The sequence below is a fragment of the Thioalkalivibrio denitrificans genome, from assembly GCF_002000365.1.
GTDB classification, from domain to species: domain Bacteria; phylum Pseudomonadota; class Gammaproteobacteria; order Ectothiorhodospirales; family Ectothiorhodospiraceae; genus Thioalkalivibrio_A; species Thioalkalivibrio_A denitrificans.
On sequence record NZ_MVBK01000049.1, the window covers coordinates 1 to 24,581 of the forward strand.

General features: G+C 66.5%; 15 protein-coding genes, 1 other RNA gene and 1 pseudogene. All 17 read right to left on the reverse strand.

The window, feature by feature from the left end:
- A partial coding sequence (gene dnaX / locus B1C78_RS09010; RefSeq protein ID WP_139349869.1) for a DNA polymerase III subunit gamma/tau occupies positions 1-1,481 on the reverse strand: 1,481 nt, incomplete at its 3' end.
- 183 nt (positions 1,482-1,664) lie between these two features.
- Positions 1,665-1,761, reverse strand: an RNA gene (gene ffs, locus B1C78_RS09015) — signal recognition particle sRNA small type.
- 95 nt (positions 1,762-1,856) lie between these two features.
- Positions 1,857-3,818, reverse strand: coding sequence for a PAS domain S-box protein (locus B1C78_RS09020; RefSeq protein WP_139349870.1), 1,962 nt, complete (start codon positions 3,816-3,818; stop codon positions 1,857-1,859).
- A gap of 193 nt (positions 3,819-4,011) precedes the next feature.
- Positions 4,012-5,619, reverse strand: a complete 1,608-nt coding sequence (locus B1C78_RS09025) for an ATP-binding protein (RefSeq protein ID WP_077278835.1) — start codon at positions 5,617-5,619, stop codon at positions 4,012-4,014.
- Positions 5,620-5,705: 86 nt separating this feature from the next.
- Complete coding sequence (locus B1C78_RS09030) at positions 5,706-6,761, reverse strand: HD-GYP domain-containing protein (protein ID WP_077278836.1); 1,056 nt, start codon at positions 6,759-6,761, stop codon at positions 5,706-5,708.
- A 30-nt stretch (positions 6,762-6,791) separates the two neighbouring features.
- Positions 6,792-9,410, reverse strand: a complete 2,619-nt coding sequence (locus tag B1C78_RS09035; RefSeq protein WP_077278837.1) for an ATP-binding protein — start codon at positions 9,408-9,410, stop codon at positions 6,792-6,794.
- On the reverse strand, positions 9,407-13,072 hold the full coding sequence (locus B1C78_RS09040) for a response regulator (RefSeq protein ID WP_245795382.1): 3,666 nt from the start codon (positions 13,070-13,072) through the stop codon (positions 9,407-9,409). The genes B1C78_RS09035 and B1C78_RS09040 overlap by 4 nt, the downstream gene beginning before the upstream one ends.
- Complete coding sequence (locus B1C78_RS09045) at positions 13,069-13,929, reverse strand: response regulator (protein ID WP_077278838.1); 861 nt, start codon at positions 13,927-13,929, stop codon at positions 13,069-13,071. The genes B1C78_RS09040 and B1C78_RS09045 overlap by 4 nt, the downstream gene beginning before the upstream one ends.
- Complete coding sequence (locus tag B1C78_RS09050; RefSeq protein WP_077278839.1) at positions 13,926-14,525, reverse strand: response regulator; 600 nt, start codon at positions 14,523-14,525, stop codon at positions 13,926-13,928. Before B1C78_RS09050 ends, B1C78_RS09045 begins: the two co-directional genes overlap by 4 nt.
- Positions 14,526-14,588: 63 nt before the next feature.
- Complete coding sequence (locus B1C78_RS09055) at positions 14,589-16,280, reverse strand: ATP-binding SpoIIE family protein phosphatase (RefSeq protein ID WP_245795383.1); 1,692 nt, start codon at positions 16,278-16,280, stop codon at positions 14,589-14,591.
- Between the two features lie 43 nt (positions 16,281-16,323).
- The gene (locus tag B1C78_RS09060) at positions 16,324-16,629 is read right to left on the reverse strand and encodes an STAS domain-containing protein (RefSeq protein WP_077278841.1); all 306 of its coding nucleotides are present in this window, start codon (positions 16,627-16,629) and stop codon (positions 16,324-16,326) included.
- A 131-nt stretch (positions 16,630-16,760) separates the two neighbouring features.
- The gene (locus B1C78_RS09065; protein WP_175628271.1) at positions 16,761-17,948 is read right to left on the reverse strand and encodes a methyl-accepting chemotaxis protein; all 1,188 of its coding nucleotides are present in this window, start codon (positions 17,946-17,948) and stop codon (positions 16,761-16,763) included.
- Between the two features lie 7 nt (positions 17,949-17,955).
- Entirely contained in the window at positions 17,956-19,059 is a 1,104-nt protein-coding gene (locus B1C78_RS09070; protein WP_077278843.1) for a protein-glutamate methylesterase/protein-glutamine glutaminase, read from the reverse strand.
- 85 nt (positions 19,060-19,144) lie between these two features.
- The gene (cheD, locus tag B1C78_RS09075; protein ID WP_077278844.1) at positions 19,145-19,795 is read right to left on the reverse strand and encodes a chemoreceptor glutamine deamidase CheD; all 651 of its coding nucleotides are present in this window, start codon (positions 19,793-19,795) and stop codon (positions 19,145-19,147) included.
- Position 19,796: 1 nt separating this feature from the next.
- Positions 19,797-20,657: a CheR family methyltransferase gene (locus tag B1C78_RS09080; RefSeq protein WP_077278845.1), complete on the reverse strand. Its 861-nt coding sequence runs from the start codon at positions 20,655-20,657 to the stop codon at positions 19,797-19,799.
- Positions 20,658-20,759: 102 nt separating this feature from the next.
- Positions 20,760-22,589, reverse strand: a pseudogene (locus tag B1C78_RS17945) (methyl-accepting chemotaxis protein); the annotation flags it as partial.
- A gap of 234 nt (positions 22,590-22,823) precedes the next feature.
- Positions 22,824-24,575: a methyl-accepting chemotaxis protein gene (locus B1C78_RS18060; RefSeq protein WP_077278846.1), complete on the reverse strand. Its 1,752-nt coding sequence runs from the start codon at positions 24,573-24,575 to the stop codon at positions 22,824-22,826.
- Between the last annotated feature and the right edge of the window lie 6 nt (positions 24,576-24,581).

Below are 24,581 nucleotides of genomic sequence, written 5' to 3' on the forward strand. Positions count from 1 at the left end.
GACGCCGCCGGCGTCTCGATCTGCGGTTGGCCCAGTTCAATGCGCACGCTCAGGTGTTCCCCGAGCTGCCGCTTCACCGCCTCGACCAGACGGCGTTCACTGGCGGCGGATTTCATGGCCTCGTGGCTGGGTGCAAGCATCAGCACCAGTTCCTTGTCCGTGGCGCGCCCCGGCGCACAATGTTTGGCCAGGTTCAGTACCGGCCCCGAGAGCCCGAGAGCCGCTACCGTGGCCGTCCAGTCCAGGGCGTCGCCATCTCCGCGCGTCGCCGGCCTGACCGGCGGTGTCTCCATCCTTGCCTGCGGCGTGCCGGCCGATTCCACCGGCGACGCGGACCGTCGCGCCGGTGTGCTTGCGGGACGCTTGCCCGACGCCACCGCACCGCCCGACTCCCCCGCGACAGGGCGAAACGCCAGCATGCGCAGCATGGTCATCTCGAAACCGGCCCTTGGGTCCGGCGCCAGTGGCAGGTCACGACGGGCGAGCAGCGCGATCTGGTAGTACAGCTGCACGTCCTCAGCGGCGAGCAACCCGGCGAGACCGCGCACCGCCTCGGCATCCACGGCAGCCTCGTCCACCGCCTCGGGCACCTGCTGCGCCAACGCCACCTGGTGGAGCAAGGACACCAGTTCGCCCAGCACCGCTGCATAATCCGGCGCCCGCTGGGCCAGATCGTCCACCACAGCCATCACGGCCGGTCCGTCGCCCCCCGCGAGCGCCTGCAGGATACGCTCCAGGTGATCGCCCGCGAGGGCCCCGAGCATGTCACGCACATCCTCATCAGTGAGCCTGCCGCCTCCGTGGGCGATGGCCTGATCCACCAGGCTCAGCGCGTCGCGCATGCTGCCCGCCGCGGCCCGCGCCAGGCGCATCACGGCCGGCATGTCGTGCTCGATGCCCTCTTCCTGCAGCACCCTGGCGAGATACCCCGCCACCATGTCAGCAGGCATGGCCTTGAGACTGAACTGCAGGCAGCGGGACAGGATGGTGGCCGGTAGCTTCTGGGGATCGGTGGTCGCCAGCAGGAACTTCACATGCGGCGGCGGCTCCTCCAGGGTCTTCAGGAGGGCGTTGAAGCTGTGCGCGGAGAGCATGTGGACCTCGTCTATGAGGTACACCTTGTAGCGGCCCCGGGTAGGGGCGTACTGCACGTTGTCCAGCAGCTCGCGCGTGTCCTCCACCTTGGTGCGCGAGGCGGCATCCACCTCGATGAGATCGATAAATCGTCCCTCATCGATCTCCGTGCAGGCGGCGCACTGCCCGCACGGCGTGGCCGTGACACCGGTCTCACAGTTCAGGCACTTGGCCAGCACCCGCGCCACGGTGGTCTTGCCCACGCCCCGCGTGCCAGTGAACAGGTAGGCATGGTGCAGACGCTGCTCGCGTAAGGCGTTGGCCAGCGCCCGTACCACATGGGGCTGGCCCACCATTTCCTCGAAACTGCGCGGACGCCACTTACGGGCGAGGACCTGATAAGACATGGGATCCGATGGATGCTCAGTGATGGATCGAAGAGAACTCCATCATACAGCAGGGTGGGTCAGTTATCAGTGGTCTAAGGGCTGTCAGTGGTCAGTGGTCAGTCGTCAGTTGAAAAACAACGGACCACGGACAACTGACCACTGACAGCCCTTAGACCACTGACAGCCTTTAAAGGTGGCAACCCGCACCAGCCACACCCCGGCGCCCGAGTCCGCTGCTGCCGTTGCTCCCTTCCGGGCCTGGCGGGGTTCACAGCTTGTCGTCGCGAGGGGACCGATGCGGGTCACCATTGAGCGGGGGCACGAACCGTGTGGTCGTCCGTGCGGCGGGCAGGCAGTGTAACACCGCGCCCGCGGACGGTACACCGGACACGGTCAGCGGCCGAGCAGATCGTCCACCTGCCGCAACAGCCTGGCGACATCCACCGGCATGTGAACCACGCCGGCGAATCCGGCCTGATGGTAGCGGGGCACCTCGCCCGCCGCATCCTGTTCCGAAACAATCAGGATCACGGGCACCTCCTCGGCCTGAGTGCCATCACGCAGCAGATTCAGAACCTCCTCGGGCTCGGAGCCGCGACAAGCCAGTTCCAGCACCACCAGATCCGGCCAACCGTGCTCGCGGAAGGCCTGGTCGAACTCTTCCACTGGGAGTGCATGAACATGCAGGTCCGTCCGCCTGGCGAGCACGCGGCCGATCAGCGGCCCCCGGGCACAACGGTCGCGCACATGCCAGACGACAGGGCCCGCGGCCGGCATCCCGTCCGCCGCCGCGGACGGCGTTTCCGGCCGTTGCGCCCGCGGTATCCGGATCCAGAAGCTGCTCCCGCCGCCCGGCACGGCATCAACCCCGGCTTCCCCGTCCATGAGCGCCATCAGCGCCCGGACGAGCGCGAGCCCAATGCCCAGACCGCCGGCACCATGGATGCCCGCGTCCGTGGACTCAAACGCCCGGAACAGCCGATCCCTCACGGCCGGATCGACGCCACGCCCTGCGTCCGATACCCGCACCCGGACCGAATCACCCGCTTCTTCCAGGCCAAGGCATACCCTGCCGCCGGCCTGACTGGCCTTCACCGCGTTGGACAGGAGCTGGCGCAGCACCTCCTTGAGGCGCTCGCGGTCACCCAGTACGTACACCTCATGACGGAAGTCGGTCTCGCACGACTCCACCGAAACACCCCTCCCGGAGGCCGCCTGGTGCATTTCGTCCGCACACTCCCGTAGCAGTGGCGCCAAGGGAAACGCAGTCTTTTCCAGACTTACCCCACCTGCCTGCACACTGCTGAAGGCCAGCAGATCGTCGATCAGGTGCAGCAGGTGCGATCCCGCACGCAGGATTTCCTCGGCATTGCTGCGATGCTCGGCGTTCGCCGCTCCGTCCAGACCCGTTTCCAGCAACTGGGCGAACCCCAGGATGGCATTGAGCGGGGTACGTAGCTCATGGCTGACGCGGGACAGGAACGCGGATTTCGCCCGATTCGCCTGGTGGGCAAGATCCCGGGCCCTGGACAATTCACGGGTACGTTCCCTCACCCGGGCCTCGAGCTGGCGGTTCAGCCGACGGATCCGCTCCGCCTCCTGCCTGCGCCTGCTCACGTCCCGAAAGAAACCCGTCAGCAGGGTGCGCCCCGAGAGCGTCAGCGACTGCGCGGTGATATCGGCATGGAAAACAGAGCCGTCGCGCCGCAACACCGGGACATCCATGGCCACCCGCAGGCGCCCCGTGGCCATCTCGTTGAACTGCTCCAGCACCCACGGCAGGGACTTGGGCGGATGAATCCGGGTGACGCCGAGCCCCGGGATCTCATCACGCTCATAACCCAGCATGTCGGCGAACCGGCTGTTGGCTTCCACGAACTGCCCGCTGGCGGGGTCCGCGTACACGATCCCGTCGGAAGCGGTTTCGAACAGTGTTCGATAGCGGGCCTCGCTTTCACGCAGCGCCGCTTCGGCCAGCTTGCGGGCCGTGATGTCCTGGATAAAGGCGATAAAGAAGGCTGGCTGCCCGTCGCCCTCCCGGACCGGCGAAACCGTCAGGTGCGCCCAGACCGACTGACCGTCAGCACGCACATAGCGCTTGTCCATGAAATAGCACGGCAGCTCCCCGGCCAGCACACGCCGCACCTGGGCCCGGTCCCTGGCCAGGTCGTCAGCGTGGGTCACTTCCGCCAGCGACTTCTCAAGCAGGCGTGCGCGCGGGTATCCGAGGAGCTCGCAGAGATAAGGGTTGACCTCAAGAATCCGTTCGTCGAGATCGACGACGGCCACGCCCATTGCCGCATGCTCGAACAGGGTGCGATACGATGCCTCCCCGGAAGGCACCCCGCTATCCACCCCGCCTCCCTGCGGGGGCTGAAACCGCCCCGCGCACCATAGTCCTCCCCGTCACGCCGCGGCCATTGGCGGCCCCCCGGCGGACAACCCTAATACGATGAGGCTAGCGCCCACCGGCGATCAGTGAAATAAACCACAGTTCTTGCAGCAGAATTTCCGATGATCGGGGCAATTCGATGAATGAACGGTCAGCTCACCGCTCATCGCGGTCCGAGAGCAGTTCTTCCACCGTGTCGATCAGGAGATGCATGTCCAGGGGCTTCGTGAGGTAACGGGAGAAGCCGGCTTCGAGCCCCCTGCTGACATCGGGGGGCATGGCGTTGGCGCTCACGGCCACGAACGGCGTGCGTTGCAGGGCGGGTTCACGCCGCATCAGCTCGAGCAGTTCGAATCCGTCGGTTTCCGGGAGGTTGATGTCCAGCATGATCAGATCGGGAGATTCCCGCAGCGCGAGTTCCCGGCAACCCCGCGGGTGTGGCAGGCCCAGAAACCGGATGTCCGAACGTCGGCCCAGGATCTGCTCCACCAGCCGCAGGTTGGCGGGGTTGTCCTCCACATAGAGCACGGTGTGACAGCGGTCGCCCGCGGCGGCCGGGACCTTCTCCACCCGCGTCGCGATGGCGGGTTCGGTCTCGGGCGGCCGTGTCCCCGACAGGGTCACGCGAAAGGTGCTCCCCCCGCCCGGGACGGTGTCCACGTCGATTTCTCCGCCCATGAGTTCGACCAGGTGCCTGCTGATGACCAGCCCCAGGCCGGTGCCCTCGATGCCGCTGCCCTCCCGCCCCAGCCGGTTGAAGGGCGTGAACAGTTCATTGTGCCGCGCCTCGGGAATGCCCATGCCGGTGTCGACGACGCAGATGGCCACCCTGTCTGCCTGCCGGAGATCGCAGCGGACCTCCACGCGCCCGCCGGGGCGATTGTACTTGATGGCGTTCGATATCAGATTGATGAGCACCTGGCGCAGCCGCCTTCGATCGGCCCTGATCCATGGATCGTTTCCGCCACAGTCCGGCGGCAGGAGCACCACCCGGGCCGCCGCCGCTTCTGACTCGGCCAATGCCAGACATTCCGAGATCAGCACTTGGGCGCGCACCGCTTCCATCTGCAATTCCACCCGCCCCTCCTCGATCCGGGACAGGTCAAGCACGTCGTCGAGCAATTCCTGCAGATGGCGCCCGGCGCGCAGGATCTCGCGGATGTTCTCGGCCCGGTCGGCCTCCGGCTCGATCTCCAGGAGCTGGGCGAAACCGAGGATCGCGTTCAGGGGGGTGCGCATCTCGTGACTCATGCTGGCGAGAAAAGCGCTCTTGGCGTGGCTGGCGTGTTCCGCACGGTCTCGTGCGTACACCAACTGCTGTTCCAGGCTGCGCCGCTGGCGCTCGCCCTCCGCGAGCCTGGCTTCGGCCGCGCCCCCGTGACCCGCCTCGTCGATGCGCACGAACGCCCGGCCCGGATCCGCCGCATCAAGTGGCGTCACCTGGACTACATGGGTCGACGTTCCGCCCTCGCCGGGCAGGATCAGGGGATGTTCCAGAGACTGCAACCGGCCGGCAACCACCTGACGGATGCCCTCGGCCAGTTTCGACATGCCCGCCACGCCCCCGGCGGCCATGCGTTCGCAGAGTTGCGGGAGTTGATGGTCCCGATCGCCAGCACCGAAGGCCTTCCTGGCGAACGCCTTCCAGCGTCGGTTCGCCCAGAGAATCTCCCCATGCTGCCCCAGCACGGCCACAGGGTCCCGGAGACCCTCCAGGACCTGGCCTGCGAGTTCGCTCCAGCATGACGGGGAGAGCGGCGGCATGGACCTTTATCCTTAGAGTTTGGAGTGATACTAGACCATTGGCATGGATTTCACACTCCTAGGAGCCTGTCCGACTCATCTGCACGTCATGGACCGGCGAAGCGCTGGCGAATCTCCAGCACACCATCCAGTTCCCGCAGGAAGGCGTCCACAAGCTCCGGATCGAAATGCCCGCCGCGGTTGTCACGCATGTAGGCCACCGCCTCCTCGACCGGCCAGGCCTGCTTGTAGGGGCGCTCGGAGGTCAAGGCGTCGAAGACGTCGGCCACCGCCACGATACGCCCGGCCTGCGGGATGTCCGTACCCGACAGCCCCCGGGGATAGCCGCCGCCGTCCCATCGCTCGTGGTGGCTCAGGGCGATCTCCCTCGCCATGCCCATAAGATCGGAGTCGTCGCCGTCGAGCAACCGCCCTCCAATCACCGTGTGGCTCTTCATGATTTCCCATTCCTGCGGATCCAGCCGGCCGGGTTTGAGCAGGATGGCGTCCGGGATGCCGATCTTGCCGATGTCGTGCATGGGGCTGGCATGCAGGAGCAGTTCACACGAGGTTTCCGACCAGCCCACGGAACGCGCAAGCAGCGACGCGGTGTGGCTCATGCGCAGGATGTGGTTGCCGGTCTCCTCATCCCGGTACTCGGCGGCCATGCCCAGGCGCTGCACAACCTGCAACCGGGTGCGCCAGAGTTCCCGGGTGCGCCCCCGCACCATCTCCTCGAGCACCGTCTTCTGCTCGTACAGCAGGCGGTGTGCGCGCTGGGCGTCCAGCAGGTTGCGCACGCGCATGAGCAGTTCGTTGCGGTCAAAGGGCTTGGTGACGAAATCCCGGGCGCCGGAGGCCAACGCGCGCAACAGCGTGTCCTTTCTGTGCCAGGCGGTGAGCACAAGGATGGGCGGCAGCAGCGGATCTCCCAGCGCCGTGAGCTGTTCCATGACCTGGTACCCGTCCAGGTGGGGCATATTGAGATCCAGCAGGATCAGGTCAGGACGCGCACCCCGATACTGAACGATCACGTCTCGCGGGTCGTCCACCAGAATCAGGTGCTCATAACCCTGCTGGCGCAGCATCCTGTCCAGTAGCTTGAGGTTGGACGGCTCGTCGTCGACGATCAGGATACGGGACAATTCGGTGCTCGGCGCCATATCAGACAGCCCCTTTTCACAAGACAGACCTCAGATTACCGAGGACGGAGGACAGAAATGCCGGGGCGCCCCGGGGCCTGATTCATCATCTGCCCTCTCGGCACCCCCGCTCAGCCAGCTTTCCACGACAGCATAGAAACGCCCTACGTCGATGGGCTTGGTGAGGTAGTCATCGAACCCCGCCGCCATGCCCCGCTCCACCTCCCGGGGCATGGCGCTGGCGCTGATGGCCACCACGGGTGTATTGCGAAGCCGGCTGTCGGCGCGCAGGATCTCCAGGACCTGGTAGCCGTCCATGCCCGGCAGGTTGATATCCAGCAGGATCAGTTCGGGGCGACGCGCGGCGGCCAGCTCGAGGCCCAGTTCCGGGGTGTGGGCGGTGATCAGTTGAACATGCTCGTGCCGGCCCAACAGCTGGCTGATAAGCTTCAGGTTGGCGGGGTTGTCCTCGATGTAGAGCACCAGGTGCTGATGGTCACTGTCAGGCCGCCACGCGTTACCACCGACCGACGCAGGACGCATGTCGCCGGCCCCCTCAACACCCCCCGTGGGCAGTTCCACCCAGAAGCGGCTGCCCGCACCCGGTTCAGAGTCCACCCCGATCTCACCGCCCATCATCTCCACCAGGCGCCGGGTGATGGTCAGGCCGATTCCGGTGCCCTCCACGCCGCTGTACTCCGCCTCCAGGCGGCTGAAGGGCTGGAACAGATCGGCAATCCGCTCGGGGGCGATGCCCGGCCCGGTGTCGGCCACGGTGATGCGCACCCGATCCTCCCCGGTGTCGCATGCGGTGACCTCGACACGGCCCTGCTCGCGGTTGTACTTGATGCCATTGGAGAGCAGGTTGAGCAGCACCTGCTTGAGACGCACCCGGTCCGCCCGCACCAGCGCCGCCCCGGTGCTGCAGCGCCGTTGCATCGACAGGCCGCGTTCCGCCGCCAGCGGCTCCACCAGCCCGAAGCACTCCTCCACCAGGCCGCACAGATCCAGCGGCTCCAGCGACAGGTCGATACGCCCCGACTCCACCTTGACCAGATCCAGCACCTCGTTGATCAGATCCAGCAGGTGGCGCCCGGAGCGCAGGATCTCTTGCACGCTGTCGAGCTGGTCCCGGTCCAGGCGGCCGTCGTATTCCAGAAGCTGGGCAAAACCCAGAATGGCGTTCATGGGGGTGCGCAGCTCGTGGCTCATGCTGGAAAGGAAATCGGACTTGGCGCGCGAAGCGGTTTCCGCGGCCTCTCGGGCTGATATCAGTTCCTGCTCCGCCCGCTTGCGGTCACTGATGTCACGCACCACCCCGGTGAAGAGTTGACGACCGGCGAGACGGGTTTCAGTGATGGCCAGTTCGACCGGGAAAACGGCGCCGTCCTTGCTCCGGCCGTTCGTCTCGCCGCCCCGCGGATGAGGGCGTCCGTCATCCTCTGGCCCGGAACCCGGCAGGTCAGGCATCAACAGGCTGACAGGACGACCCAGGACTTCCTCGGACCGGTAACCGAAGATGGTTTCCGCCGCCGGATTGACCAGTTCCATATTGCCGCGTTCGTCGATCACGATAATTCCGTCCGGCACGGTATCGAACACCGCCTTGCGCAGCGCCTCGGTACGGAGCAGTTCCGCCTGCTGGGCCAGCAATTGCCGGTCGGTGCGCCGCAGCAGGCGATACAGCGAAAACAACAGCAGGCTCAGCACCAGCAGGATTGCCGTGCCGACCACGATCAGGGTGCGGTGGAATTCCGCCTGCGTGGCGGACATATCGAGCATCACCGCCAGGTTACCGACCTCGCGGCCGGAGGCATCAAGCATGGGCGTGTCGGCAAAACGCCAGGCGCGGCCCTTGGCATGAAACATGCGGCTCGCCCGGCCGTCCCCGGGGAGAGCAGAACCTGAATGTTCCCGGATAAGCAGTTGCGTGGGAAAGTCTTCCAGGGAGCTGTAACTGATCACCTCATCCGGCAACAGGTCCCAGTCGCCTGTGCCGTCTATCAACCCAACGCCGGTTTCCCAGCGTTCACGATCGAGAAGTTCCTTGCGCAGGGTCACCGCCACTTCCACTGCCGGGTCGGCATGCAGTTCCCGCAGGATGTCGTAGATGTCGCGCCCAAGCTCCACGTAGCCGATCAGGGCCCCATCCACGAACACCGGGCGCACCACCCGCAGCATATAGATGCCGAAGGTGCCTGTCTCGATACCGCCCACGGTCTTGCCCGAGCGTTCCGCCTCGAGCGTGGTGTAGCGGTCGATGCGGCCACCCGACCTCTCCGGAAACTGCACCCGCAGGATGTTGTAACGCGCCGGATCCTGGAAATAGAAATGCGCGATACCCCACTCCCGGCGCAGGGTTTCGAAGAGATCCCGGCTCTGTTCAAGCAGACCGACCCGGTCCCTGGCCGCCAGGCTGGCACGAATCGCCTCGTCGCTCGTAATCAGTTCCAGCAACGCCTCCATCACGGCGATGTCACGCGACTGTATGCCCTGCAGATGCGTGTAGATCTCGTTGATTCGCTGGCCAATGGCATCGTCCAGACGCCGCTCCTGCTGATGCCACAGCAGCGCGGTGGCCGCCGCGACCATCAGCACCAGGGTAAGGGACAGGGGCCAAAGCAGGCGCCCGAGGATGGGTGTGACGGAACGGGAGGCAACATCGTTCACGTGTCCGCCCCCAACCAGCGATCGACAGTGGCGTGAAAATGTCCGATATCGATCGGTTTGCACAGATACTCCGCGAACCCGGCCGCGCGCCCGCGCTCTACCTCCCGGGGCATGGCACTGGCGCTGATGGCCACCACAGGTGTGTCCCGAAGCCGGCTGTCGGCGCGCAGGATCTCCAGGACCTGGTAGCCGTCCATACCCGGCAGGTTGATATCCAGCAGGATCAGTTCGGGGCGGCGCGCGGCGGCCAGCTCCAGCCCCAGCTCCGGGGTATGGGCGGTGATCAGGCACACTTGCCGGTGTCGGCCCAGGAGCTGGCTGACCAGCTTCAGGTTGGCCGGGTTGTCCTCGATGTAGAGCACCAGGTGCCGGCGCTCCGTGCAGCATCCGGTGGCGCCGTCCGTTGCCGGCGTCTGGAGGGTTTCCACATTCCCGGCGGCGTCTTCCAGAGGCAGTTCCACCCAGAAGCGGCTGCCCGCGCCGGGCTCGGAGTCCACCCCGATCTCGCCGCCCATCATCTCCACCAGGCGTCGGGTGATGGTCAGGCCGATTCCGGTGCCCTCCACACCGCTGTACTCCGCCTCCAGGCGGCTGAAGGGCTGGAACAGATCGGCAATCCGCTCGGGGGCGATGCCCGGCCCGGTGTCGGCCACGGTGATGCGCACCCGATCCTCCCCGGTGTCGCATGCGGTGACCTCGACACGGCCCTGCTCGCGGTTGTACTTGATGCCATTGGAGAGCAGGTTGAGCAGCACCTGCTTGAGACGCACCCGGTCCGCCCGCACCAGCGCCGCCCCGGTGCTGCAGCGCCGTTGCATCGACAGGCCGCGTTCCGCCGCCAGCGGCTCCACCAGCCCGAAGCACTCCTCCACCAGGTCGCACAGATCCAGCGGCTCCAGGGACAGGTCGATGCGCCCCGACTCCACCTTGGCCAGATCCAGCACCTCGTTGATCAGATCCAGCAGGTGGCGCCCGGAGCGCAGGATCTCTTGCACGCTATCGAGCTGGTCCCGGTCCAGCCGTCCGTCGTATTCCAGCAGCTGAGCAAAACCGAGAATGGCGTTCATGGGGGTGCGCAGCTCGTGGCTCATGCTGGAAAGGAAATCGGACTTGGCCCTGCTGGCCCGTTCCGCCTCCTCGCGGGCCTCGATCAGTGCCCGCCGGTTCTCCTCCCGGGCGCTGATGTCCCGCACGAAGGCATAGAACAGGGGACCGTCGCCCGCGTCCACGAGGCTCGTGCTGACTTCCACCTCCAGCACGGCCCCGTCCTTGCGCCGGTGACGGCTGTCGAAGCGATCGGAACCGCCGCCCTCGATGATTCTCTCCATGTGGGCCCGCACCTCCTGCGGGGACTCGCTGGCCTCGATATCGGCGATGTTCATGACCCTCAGTTCCGATTCGTCGTAGCCCAGCATCTCGCAGAACGACCGGTTGGCGTGCAGGACGTCGCCCTTGAGATCGGCGGCGAAGAATCCGTCGGTGGTGGTGGCGAGAACCAGTTCGTTGCGCCGTGCCATCAGCCGCAAGTCGGCCTCCCTGCGGCGCAGTTCCACCTCGCTGCGGTGACGGGCCAGGGCGTTGGCGAACATCTGCGCCAGCACGCCCAGGCCCGCAATCTCATCCTCGCGCCAGTGCCGGCACCCGGTCACCGCGTCGTAGCCCAGAAACCCGATGGTGCGGCCGGCGTGTTCGAGCGCCATCAGCAGCACGGTGCGTATACCCTGATCCCCCAGCACCGCCTTGTCGCCGGCGGCCGACGCCGACAGGGCCTCCACGTCGGGGATGTACAGCATGCCGCGCCCGCCGACGGCGCTCGCCACCCAGGGATTCTCGCCCACGGCCATGGCCTGGATCTTGTCCACCTGCGACGCGATCCCCGGCGCACACCATTCGTGAGTGTTCGTGATGGTGGTCCCGTTCTCGGAATGGAGGAACAGGTAGGCCCGGTCCGCACCGATGAACTCGCCGCTGGCCTCGAGTGCGCCCTCCAGCGCCGCGTCCATGTCCGCCGCGCCGACGCCCAGAAAGCCTGCGGCCACCCGGGTGATCATCTGCTGCATGTTGTGGCGGCGGCGCAGTTCCTCCTCGGCGGCCTTCACGTGGGTGATGTCGGTACGGATGGAGATGTATTGGTAAGGCAGCCCCGCGTCGTCCAGCAGGGGCATGATGGTGGTCTCCACCCAGTAGGTGGAACCGTCGCGGGTCCGGTTGCAGATCTCACCCTGCCAGATGCGGCCGGAACTGATAGCGCACCACATCTCGTCGTAGAACTCCGGCGGATGGGCGCCGGACTTGACGATGCGATGGCTATGCCCCAGCAGTTCCGCGCGGGTGTAACCGCTCACCTGGCAGAACTTGTCATTCACGGCGATGATGTCGCCGGCCGCGTCGGCGATACTCACGATGGCGTGCTCGTTGAGCGCCATGCGCTCGCATTCACGCTCGTAGAGTGTCTGGCGCAGGGTGTTCACCATGTCACCCACTTCCCGGGCACGGCGTGCCCGGGCGATGACCACGTTGACCAGATAGGCGGGCGCCACAGGCTTGACCAGAAAATCATCGGCACCCATGGCAAGGGCCAGGGCATGGCGCGAGGGATCGGTCTCCCCGGACAGAAACACGATGGGCAGGCCGGTATGGGCCTCGTCCTCACGCAGCAGGGCGGCCAGCTCCGGCCCGCTGCAGGCGGGCATGCGCACCCCGGCCACCAGCACGTCCGGATTGAAGCGCCCCACCGCCTCCAGGGCCTTCAGGGGATCCGATTCGGCCAGCACCTCCATGCCCGCCTCGCGCAGGGCGGCCACCTGCTGCTCCAGGGCAGTGAGGTCTGCGTCCACCACCATCACCCGATAGGGCACGGCGGGTACCTGGCGCACGAGCTGTCCGACCATCTCCAGCAGACACCGGTCGTGGTACGGCCGGGAGAGGCGGCGGGTGGCGCCGGCCCGGTAGGCGGCCAGGCGTGAATCCAGATCATCGTCATCCGTGATCACGATCACCGGCGCCGAACAAAAGCAACCCGGACGCAGTTCGGCCCAGGCCCCTTCCCGTTGCTCACGGGCATCTTCCCCGAGACAGGCCACGTCGAGGATCACCGCGTCAGGTGGCGAACCGCACCGGCAGACCCGGCGCAGGGCATCCAGGTCACCATGGGCCTCGACACGGTAGTCGGCACGGGTCAGCAGCGCCCGCAGATGCTCACGCCGGGCGAAATCCGGCTCCACCACGTGGACTCGGGCGGCGCTCGCCTGCTCCTCCTGCGCCCCTTCCTCCCGCTCCCTGAACCAATGCCCGCGCCGCGGCCCCACCGCATGCAAATGGGTTTCAAGGACCCCGGTCAAACGCTGCACGGTGGCCTGGAATTCAGCGGGCGTCATCCCGGCCGATCCGCTGCCCTCCCCCGGGGGGTGCTCCAGTTCCGCCTCCAGGGCCCGGACGGCACCTGCGAGGGCATTCAGGTGCAACCGGTCCGCCAGGCCGGCCAGGTCTCCGACGCGGCCGCGCAGGGCCTCCAGCCGCGCGGCATCGACCGACGCTGCGTCCAAAGCCCGGAGATCCCCAATGACAGCGTGCGCCCGCGCGAAGAGGTGGTCCAGGAACTTCAGTTGCCGGGGAACAACGTCGTAGGCGTTGGAAAACATGGAAAGACGATTCTCGTTCATCTGCTTTGTTCAACTTGTCTGCGGTGACGGCCGCCGGACCGACGGGTCGGTTTGTGGCTCCTGCCATCCGCCTGCTGCCTGAAGCTCTCGAGGTCGGCAGCCAGATACGTCTCGATCCCTGACACGGTGGCCTCCAGTTGCGGCCAGCACTCGCCTACCGTCTCCCAGTCCTCCGCGGCCACGGCCGACTCCATGCGGCCCGCCAGCGTGGCGAATCGCGCCGCGCCGACAGCCCCGGCGGCGGACCACTGCCGATGCAGGTAACGCTTCAAGGGCCGGGCATCCCGCGCCTCGATGGCCCGGGCCGCCTCCGCCATTCCCGCGCGCGCCGACTCGACGAACAGGTGGATCAGTCGACGCGCGTCCTCGGCACCGTCCTCACCCAGCAATCCCCGCAGTACAGCGGGGTCCAGGTCGGGGGAGCCGTCATCGGGATCGGGGCACGAGGCTGGCGACGCAGGTTCGGGATTGGAGCCGTCGATCCAGTCTTCGAGCAGGGCCTTCAGGCGCTCCACACTCACCGGCTTGACCAGCACGTCGTCCACACCCGCGGCCCGCAGACTCGCCAGCGTCTCGGGATCGCTCTCTCCGGTGACCGCGATCAGCGCCGGGGCGGAAACCTGCCCGCGGAATCGCTCATGCAGCCGGCGCAAGAGTTCCTCGCCGCCCATGCCGGGCAGCCCAAGATCGGTCAGGACCAGCCGATAGCTGACCCGCTCCATTCGTTGCAGCGCCGATTCGGCATCGGGGACGGCATCCACCTTGACCCCGAGCATTCCCAGTTGCCGCTTCAGGAGTTTCCGGTTGACCGGATGGTCCTCCACGAGCAGCGCCCGGGAATCACAGGCCCATTTCACGATGCCCTCCGGTCACGGCTGAGCATCCCCTCGATATGACTGCGCAAGGCCGCAAAGGGTATGGGCTTTGCGTAGACGGGGATCTCGGGCGGCAACCCGCCCCGGGAGGCGATCTGCTCCGGGGTGAGGGCCGTGACCACCACGACCTCGCTGATGCCCGGCACGTGCTCCAGCAGGTGACGGATCATCCGGAACCCGTCCATGCCGGGCATGTCCAGATCGCTGATCACCAGATCCGGGACCTGACGGCCCACCTGAACGAGACCGTCAAAGCCGTTCTCCGCGAGGCGTACGTCCAGGTTCAGCCCCCAGCGGGCGAACTGCAGCCGGTAGAGTTCCCGCTGCACCGGCTCGTCCTCCACCACCAACACCCGCAGGTGCCCGGCGCGTGCCTTGGCTGCGCTGCGCTGCTCCGAGTACAGCGCGTCCACTGCTGCACGTGATACCCGCCGGTGCCCGCCCGGGGTTTTCCAGGCGGGCAGCACCCCGGCCTCCACCCACAACTGCACCGTAGTCAGCGACACGTCGAGCACACGTGCCGCCTCGCGGGTGGTGTAGAAATCCCGTTGTTTCCTTGACTGCTTCTGCTTCGCCATATCCAGGAGTGTTAACAGATTTCACATTTTTTCAATGCCGGGATGCCTGTACGGCGCAAACCGTCAGACCGCCCGGGACCCCTGCCAGCGGTAGACCGCCTCCGCGAGACTGCCGCCGGCGAAGAACTCCAGGGATTCACACAACTCCCGTACCAGCGCAATGCCGCGTCCCCACGGACGAAGCAGCGCCTCCTCGACGGGGACCAGCGTCCCGGGGTCGAATCCCCGCCCACTGTCCGATATGCGCACGACGAGCTGGCCGCCGTCATCCAGAGGCTCGTAAGAGAGCTCAAGGGCAATGGACCCGCGCACACCCTCGGCCAGACGCCGGGCACGCTCCGTGTAATAGGCATCGAAACCGTCGGAATCCACCTTCATGGTGGACGGCAGTCTCATGAGGCCGTGCTCCAGGGCATTGGCGTAGAGCTCGCTGACAATGACCTCCAATGCCCCCGCATGCGCCTCAAGGCCATCCAGGAGCCCCAGCGGACGCAGGGCCTCAAGTACTGCGGGCGCGCCGACCAGACGCCGGTCTGCCCATTCCATGGACCAGCGCCAGCCGTCCGTCATGCCCGCGCCCTTGCCGTGCGCTCGCGGCCCCGACACGCCGTCCATGGGGATCTCCACCACCGTGATGTCGTCGCGCTGCTCAACACCTGCGCAGTGGGCATCCAGCGTCCTCACCAGCTCGGGCAGCAACGGGCCGCCGACAGCCGTCTCCATCAGGGAGTACAAGGCGGCCTCCCCGAACATGGTCCCGTCAAGCCCTTCCGCTTCCAACAGACCGTCGGAGACCATCAGGAGCCGCTCGTCGCCCTGCACGGGGACGCGCTCGAGTGCGCCGTCGCCGGGCAGCTCCGGCAGGATGCCCAGCGGCAGGGAACGGGAAGACAACACACGTCGGCCCCGGGGCCCGGACAACAGCGCGCAGGGCATGCCCCCGTTCCAGAAGCGCAGCTCCCCGTCCCGGGCCGGGAGGGTGGCCATGCACGCGGCCATGAATCGGTCTGCCGGCAACAGCTCGAACAGCCTGCGGTTGATCTCCGCGAGCAGGTCCGTGTCACGCGCACCGTCCCAGCTCATGGAGTGGAAAATCTCCGTCACCGGCAAGGCGCCGATGGCCGCTCCCAGGCCGTGGCCCGTGAAATCCCCCACCAGCACACGCAGTCCGCCGTCCGGCAGGTGGGCGGTGAGCACCAGGTCACCGCAGAAAAGCGTCGCGGGCCGCTGCAGCACCCCGATCCGATCGGTTGCCACGTTGCGCGCGGCCACGACCCGGTTGAAGATGCGTTCCGCCAGCTGCTGCTCCAGCAGGTCACGCTCATGAGCGCAGGTCAGCATCCGATGTTGTTCCACCAGGCGGCGGTTCAGATCCCGGATGCGCTCCATGGCCCGTACCCGGGAATTCAAGGCCGCAAAACTGAACGGCTTGCCGAGGAAGTCGTCCCCGCCCGCTTCGGTGCATCGCCACATGGAGTCGTCGTCTTTCAGGGCGGTGAGAAAGATCACCGGCACGAAACGCTCTCCCGCCAGGGCCTTGATGCGCCGACAGGCCTCGATGCCATCCATCACCGGCATCATGACGTCCATGAACACCATGTCCACGTTGTCCGCCGAGAAGCGCTCCACCGCCTCCAGCCCGTTCTCGGCGCAGACGGTGGCGAAGCCCTCACGCTGGAGCAGCGCCTCGAGCAGTCCGCGGTTGGCCGGCGAATCGTCCACCACGAGCGCCGTGCCCCGGGAGCTCGCGGGCAAGGGCGGGTTCCCCGGTGGCGGAGACATCGAATGGGATACCGAGTCAGTCAATGTCGAACAACCTCGGAAAGTTGGCGATGTCCAGTACACGCCGCACCTCCGGCGTGCACCCCGTGATGCGCACGCGGGCGTCGTCGCCGCCCGCATGCTCACGCAGGAGCAGAAGCATGCCGAGCGCCGCGCTGTCCACGTAGGTAACACCCTTGAGGTCCACCACGTAGTTCATGTGTCCGGACGGCAGATCGCGATACGCGTCCCGGAACGCGCGCTGCTGGGCGAAATCGAACCGGCCGCTGACGGATATCACGGCCCGTTTTCCGTTATCGCCCAAGGTGTATCTGATACCCATACCTGCTCCTGAGTTGGTTGCTGATCATCCTCAAACGTCCCTTCGGCCCGAGCACGAGCCTCCTACAGCCCATCCTCGTCACCACGTAGGAGCGGCGCCCTCGCCGCGAACCGCCCTTCCCTGATATCCATTCAGAACAACTCCACCGAACCCTCTTCAACGGACGTCTGCGACACGGGGCAATGGCGCTCGCGCTGCCATGTCTCGCGCCGCTCACGGACGCGTTCGGCGAGCTCGCCGCCATCCCCTGCGCCGTCCAGCTCCTGACACAATTGCATCAACTGGCCGAGACTGCGCGATGCCGAGGCCAGGGCCTGTGAGGACATGTCCTCAAACTGCAGGGCGCGCACCGCGGTGGCCACCGCCTCGTCCAGCTCCGGACCCAGCATTGCAAGGGTATCCAGGGAAGACTGCATGCGGCTGCTGAGGGCCTCGGCGCGGCCGAACATGTCCTGAATGCGCTCCTTCTCCCGAAGGGTCTCGTTCATGTCCCGAGAGGCCATCCGGTTGACCGTTTCCTGCACCCGCGCCACCGCCTGGCGCGTCTCACCCACCTGGGTGCGTATCTGCTCGTTGAACTGGGCCGAGCGCTGGGACAGGCCGCGCACCTCCGTGGCCACCACCGCAAAGCCGCGCCCGGCCTCCCCCGCCCGTGCCGCCTCGATGCTGGCATTGAGTGCCAGCAGGTTGGTCTGGTCCGCCAGGGCGCGGGACTCCTCCAGCAGACGGAAGATGCCGTCCAGATGTCCCAGCATGTCGTCCATGTGGTGGGCCGTCTGCACACTGAGCCTGCTCACCTGAACCAGGGTGTCAACGAAGAGTTGCAGGGCATCCTCCGACTTCGCGGCGAAACCGCTCATGAATCCGCTCAGAGTCATGGCGTCGCCCTGCTCGTCCTTCAACTCGATGCCGTCGCGCACCAGATCTCCCTGCTGGCGGGACAACTGGTGCAACCGGGTAAACGTATCGGAGAGTTCAGTAACCGCATGGCCGATCATGGAGGTGACCCGGTTCACCTCCTGCTCCACTTCACGCACCTCTCCTCCCACGGTCTCACGCACCTCGTCCAGGACGCGTTCATGATGCCGCCTGTGGCTCTCAAGCGCCTGCGCGGGATCGGGGGCATCATCCGGCCGCGCGCCAGTCGGCCATCCGCCCATGATCACCGCGCCCAGAACGAGCGCCAGCAGCGCCTGCAGCCAGGCACCGCTGACAAGACCCATAAGCACCAGCACGACAGCCAACGCAATGCCCGTCCACCTCGGCCATTGCGCATCGCTCATGTGTTCCATCACGGATCTTGCCTGTTTCAACATCATCGCTCCTTCATCCCGCATGGGCCGCAGGCTGGCGGAAGGCGGCGCGCAACAGGGCACCCGCGATGGCCTCCAGCGGCAACACCTCCTCCGCCGCCCCCCGTTTCACCGCCGCCCCGGGCATGCCCCAGACGACGCTGCTCGCTTCGTCCTGGGCCAGGGTCCGGCCCCCGGCGTCGCGCATCTCCCTGAGCCCCCGGGCACCGTCGTCGCCCATGCCCGTCAGCAGTGCCCCCACCGCGTTGATGCCCGCGCTCTGGGCCACCGAGCGAAACAGCACGTCCACGCTCGGACGATGCCGGTTCACCGGGGGACCGTCGCTCAGGTCGCACACGTAACGGGCGCCGTCGCGCCGCACCAGCAGGTGGCGCCCCCCCGGGGCGATGTAGGCGTGACCCGGCAGGAGCTGCTGGCCGTCGCGCGCCTCGCACACGGACAGGGCGCTCACCCCGTCCATGCGCCGGGCGAACGGGCCGCTGAACTCGGCGGGGATATGCTGGGTGATCACGACGCCGGGGGCATCGGCGGGCAGTCGCTGCAGCACCTCGCGGATCGCCTCGGTGCCGCCCGTGGAGGCCCCGATGGCGATGATCGCATCCGTGGTCCTGAAAGGGCGGCCCCCGGGACGCGCATTGAGCACCGCGTCGGCACCGAGCCTGGGGGGCGCGCTGCCCGTCACCGCCGACACGCGCTCCCGTGTCAGGCGCGAGCGCGGCACCCGGGCGGCGGTCTTCACCTTGGCACGGATCTCCTCGGCGTACTCCTGCATTCCCTGCTGCACATCGATCCTGGGCTTGGAAACGAAATCCACCGCGCCCAGCTCCAGGGCCTGGAGGGTGATCTCCGCGCCTCTTTCCGTCAGGGAGGAGATCATCACCACCGGCAGGGGATGAAGCCGCATCAGGTTGCCCAGAAAGGTGATGCCGTCCATGCGCGGCATCTCCACATCGAGCGTCAACACATCCGGATGCAGCGCCTTGATCCGCTCCCGGGCCGCATAGGGATCCGGCGCCGTGCCCACCACCTCGATCTGCGGGTCGCCCCCCAGGATCTCGGTCAGCAGCTTGCGAATCAGCGCAGAATCGTCGATGACCAACACCTTCACCCTGTTCATTGTCTGCCTCGATACCCATAGGGCGGCCCGTGGCCGCCGTGCCGTCGACCGGCATCGCCGGCTCCATGGCCGTCCGTCGTTCGCATCAGAAAAGCTCCACCTCGCCCTGCACCGGCTTCGACTCGATCTCATGCAGATAGCGCGTCTCGCGCTCGAGGACGGTGTTGTTGTGCAGGGAGCGCAGCTTCTTGACCAGCATCCTGCCGGTGGCGGGGGTGTAATAGACCTTGCGCGGATGGATGTCCCCCAGGTCCTGGGAGAGCACCCGCAGACGCTCGGCGCGCACATACTCCTGCACAAAACGGATGTTCTGGTCGCCGACGTCCGTCATCTGCGCAAGGACACGCCCGCCGCCGGTGAGCTTGACCTCCAGCGCCTCCCGCCGGCCGCCGTGCTTGAGGATCTCGTTGATCAGCCGCTCCATGGCATGGCTGCCGTAACGGGTGGAGGCGTCGACCCCCCTGGCCTCCCAGCTCCCCGCACCCAGACTCACCGGCAGCATGAAGTGATTCATGCCGCCCACGCCGGTCTCCGGATCCCGGATGCAGGCCGAGACGCAGGACCCCAGCACGGTGACGATGGTCTCGTTCTCCGCGGTCACGTAGAACTCGCCTGGCAGGAGCTTGGCGGCGTACATGCCGTGGGCATCGTCCCAGTAACGGTTGATGGCAGCGAAACCGGGCAGCGCCCTGGGCATGGGCGCACGGACCTGGTTATGGCGCACGGGGGTGTCCATCTCAGCGCTTCCGGTAGATTGTGCCGCCCACGGAGTCGAAGCGATCGTTGATCCGGAACAGACTCTCCGAGTGACCGATATACAGGTAGCCGCCCGGTGCCAGAATGTCCGCGTAGCGGTCGAACAGGTTGCGCTGGGTCTTCTTGTCAAAATAGATCACCACGTTGCGGCAAAAGATGATGTCGAACGGGCCGCGCATCGGCCACGGGCCGAGGAGGTTCAGGGGACGAAAAGCGATCATCTCGCGCAGTGAAGGGTGCACCCGGCACTTGCCGGCGTTCGCCCCCGTGCCCTTCTGGAACCACTGGCGCCGGCGCTTGGAGTCCATGTCCCTGACGCGCTCGATGGGGTAGACACCCGTATCGGCCCTGGCCACCACGTTGGTGTCGATGTCGGTAGCCAGGATACGGGTGTCCCAGCCGGAGAGCGCGGCACTCTCCCCGAGCACCATGGCGATGGAGTAGGGCTCCTCCCCCGTGGAGCAGCCCGCGGACCAGATGCGCAGACGCCGCGTGGCGGCGTTGCGCTCCAGGACTTCGGGCACGGCCGTACGCGCCAGATGCTCGAAGTGATGATTCTCACGAAAGAAGGCGGTCAGGTTGGTGGTGATGGCGTTGACCAGCTCACCCAGCTCGCTTTCCGGGTCCTCCTCCAGGCGCGCGCAGTATTCGTCGAAGCTGCGCAGACCCAGCTGCCGGATACGCCGCGCCAGACGCCCGTACATCATCTGGCGTTTGTTCTCCCCCAGTACGATACCGGTGTGCTCCGAGGCCAGACGGCGCAGTTTGTCGAAGTGACGGTCGGTGAACTGGAACTCCCGGATCTCTGTATCCACGGGACGAACTCCCCTCTTGGCCGCCATGGCCGCCCGCCCGGGCGGTCCTTGGTACGCCACACAGGATGCCGCCGGGTTCACTCAGGTACCCCCCCCGTTCGCCGGTGCCGGACAACTCGCACCGATCACTCAGGAGGCACCCGCGTGGGCGGCCACCATCGAATCCTCGGACACCGGATTCTCGCGCTTCCCGCCTTGGACGGTGTGCGCCTGAGCGCCCGCGCCGGCGGTCCGAAAGAAGCTCATGATCTCCACCATGCGCTGAGCCTGCTCCTCCATGGAACGCGAGGCCGCGGCCGCCTCCTCCACCAGCGAGGCGTTCTGCTGCGTCACCTCGTCCATCTGCGTGATCGCCTTGTTCACCTGCTCGATCCCCGCCGACTGCTCCTGGCTCGCCGCGGCAATCTCCGCCACGATGTCGGTCACCTTCTTCACACTCTCCACAATCTCCGTGAGCGTCTTGCCGGAGTTGTCCACCAGCTCCGATCCGTTCTTCACCTTCTCCACCGAATCCTTGATCAGGTCCTTGATCTCCTTGGCCGCACCCGCGGAACGCTGCGCCAGATTGCGCACCTCCGTGGCCACCACCGCAAAGCCCCGGCCCTGCTCCCCGGCACGCGCCGCCTCCACCGCCGCGTTGAGCGCCAGCAGGTTCGTCTGGAAGGCGATCTCGTCGATTACGCTGATGATGTCGGCAATCTTGCGGCTCGAGGCGCTGATCTCGTTCATGGCCGAAACCGCCTGGGAGACCACCTTGCCGCCCGTCTCTGCCTGGCCGCGCGCGCCGATCGCCAGCTGATTGGCCTGGCTCGCGCTGTCGGCGTTCTGCTTCACCGTGGAGGTCATCTCCTCCATGCTCGACGCCGTCTCCTCCAGCGCGGATGCCTGCTCCTGCGTGCGCTGACTCAGATCGTCATTGCCCGTGGCGATCTCCTGGGCGGAGGTGCCCACGGCATCGGAGGCCTGACGGACCTCAGTGACGATCCCGGCCAGCTTCTCCACCATGGTCCTCATGGCGGCCATCAGGCTGGTGCTGTCACCGCTGCGCACGGGCACCTGCACATCCAGTTCACCCGCGGCGATGCGGCCCGCGATGGACGCGGCCAGGGCGGGCTCGCCGCCCAGCTGCCGCAGGATGCTGCGAATGGTTGAAAAGGCCAGCAGGGCCGTGGCCGCCAGCGCCATGGCCGTGAGCAACAGGAACAGGTAGAGGGTATTCTGCGCGCCGGCACGCAAGGCCGCAGCCGCGTCCATGAGATCCACCGCCAGGCGGTCCTCCACGTCCTTGAGCCGGTCGATCCTGCCCGTGACCATCTCGAACCAGTGATCGGCGTCCACGTTCAGGGGGCGCCCGTCGATGCCCTCCACGGCCGTACGCACCATGCGCTCCGACGCCTCCACTTCGCGTCCGCTTACGGTCTGGCGGAAGAACTGCATCTGCTGCTCGCCGGCGGCCACCTCGAACTCGTGAAAATAGGTAGCCTGGGCGGCGGCGTTGCTCAGGAAACGCTCCACCATCTCGGGCGTGAAGCTGCCCGCGCCAAACACGACGTTGAGCACGGCGCGCTCGATGCCGGCCCGCTCCTTGGCATGGGACAAGTTCGAATAGGCCGTGGCGAGCCGCGTCACCTCGCGGTCGTCGCTGAGCAGCATCGCCTGACGGCCCACGGACAGCAGCGAGGCGATGGTGCGGGTGTAGTAGCCCAGGGCATCCGCGCCGGCGATGGAATGGTTGCTGATGGCGCCGCGCGTGGAATCCAGTTCGCGCAGGTCCCGCTCGGCCGCGTTGAGTGCCTGGATCAGGTCAGCGGACTGTCCGGAACGGTCAAAGGCCTGCAGGGTGGTGTTGAGTTCACCCAGCATGCGATCGGACTGCGTGCGCTGGGCCGGCAGTTCCGAGGCAAAGCGCTCGCCGCGGCTGGCCAGGAAGCCCCCGGTCATGCCGCGCTCGATCTGCAACTCGTGCGCCACTGCGGAGAAACGCACCGACAGTTCCGCCAGGGCCTCAAGGTCCTGCATGGCGTTGGCCGTGCGCGACCGGTCCAGCACGCTGTTCACGGAGAAGAACAGCAGCCCGATCACGGGGAAGGCCAGAACCAGAAGCAGCCTGGCGCGTACGGTCATGTTATTGAATGAAATCATGTCAACTCCCTCCTGATGTTCGGGATCGTTTCCTCGGACCGAAACGGCCCCTCAGAACTCTTGCCATTCGTCGGGCTCGGCGACCGGGCGCAGCGGCTTGCGCGGCGGGGGTGGCGGCTCCGGGCGTGGCTTTGCGGCCTGTACTGGCTTGGACTTGGGTTTTTCGGGTTTAGGCTTGTCCTGCCCGTTGGTCTTCGCGGCGGCCGGAGCCGCCTTCTCCTGACGCATCGGCACGGAAGCCGTCACGGCACGGGCCGCGGCCGCGCCGGTGCGGAAGAAGCTCATGATCTGCACCATGCGCTGGGCCTGCTCCTCCATGGAACGCGAGGCCGCGGCCGCCTCCTCCACCAGCGAGGCGTTCTGCTGCGTCACTTCGTCCATCTGCGTGATCGCCTTGTTCACCTGCTCAATGCCCGCCGACTGCTCCTGGCTCGCCGCGGCAATCTCCGCCACAATGTCCGTCACCTTCTTCACGCTCTCCACAATCTCCGTGAGCGTCTTGCCGGAGTTGTCCACCAGCTCCGATCCGTTCTTCACCTTCTCCACCGAATCCTCGATCAGGTCCTTGATCTCCTTGGCCGCACCCGCGGAACGCTGCGCCAGATTGCGCACCTCCGTGGCCACCACCGCAAAGCCCCGGCCCTGCTCGCCGGCTCGCGCCGCCTCCACCGCCGCGTTGAGCGCCAGCAGGTTCGTCTGAAAGGCGATCTCGTCGATTACGCTGATGATGTCGGCAATCTTGCGGCTCGAGGCGCTGATCTCGTTCATGGCCGAAACCGCCTGGGAGACCACCTTGCCGCCCGACTCTGCCTGGCCGCGCGCGCCGATCGCCAGCTGATTGGCCTGGCTCGCGTTGTCGGCGTTCTGCTTCACCGTGGAGGTCATCTCCTCCATGCTCGACGCCGTCTCCTCCAGCGCAGACGCCTGCTCCTGCGTGCGCTGACTCAGATCGTCGTTGCCTGAGGCGATCTCACGGGCAGACGAGCCCACGGAATCAGACGCCGTGCGCACCTCGCCGACGATCTCCGAGAGTTTGCCGGACATCTCCCGCAGGGCGGTGAGCAACCGGCCCAGCTCGTCGTTTCGCTGCACCTGGATGTCATTGTCCAGTTCTCCCTGCGCAATGCGGTTGGCCACCGTCACCGCCTGGTTGAGCGGGCCCATGATGGCGCGCACCAGCAGCCACCCCATGGCGACCAGGAACACGAGGCCGAAGCCCATGGCGAGCACCGTATACAGCCGCAGGTTCTCGTAGAGCGTCACGGCGTTGGCGTATTCCTCGCCGGCCACGTCGATCTGAAGACGCAGCAGCGCCTCGATGTTCTCCCCCACCGGTTCAAACAGCCGCATCATGTTGGCGTTGATGTGGGCACGGCTCTGCTCGAACTCGCCGGCGCGCAACAGCGACTGCGCCGGACGCAGCCCCTCCTGCACGAACCGCCCGCGGTTCCGGGCGAAGTCCTCCGCCAGGCGCGCCTCCTCCGGGGTCAGGTAAGTCGCCATGTACTCGTCCCAGATGCGGGTGATGGTGGCGATATTGGCGTCCATGCGTTCCATGTCCCGGCGGGCAGCCTGTGCGTCGGCATTCATGGTGGAACGGGTGGCCAGGTTGATGTTTTCCTGCAGCAATCGTCCGATGTTGCGCAGCTGATCCAGGGGAACGGTGCGGTCCTCGTAGACCGTCTGCAGACCGTCGCGAACCATGCCAAGGCCGGTAATGCCCATGGCGCCCACCATCAGCAACAGCACGATCGCCACCGCCAGGGTGACATTCAATCGCAGCTTGACCGTAAGAGACTTCATCGTTTG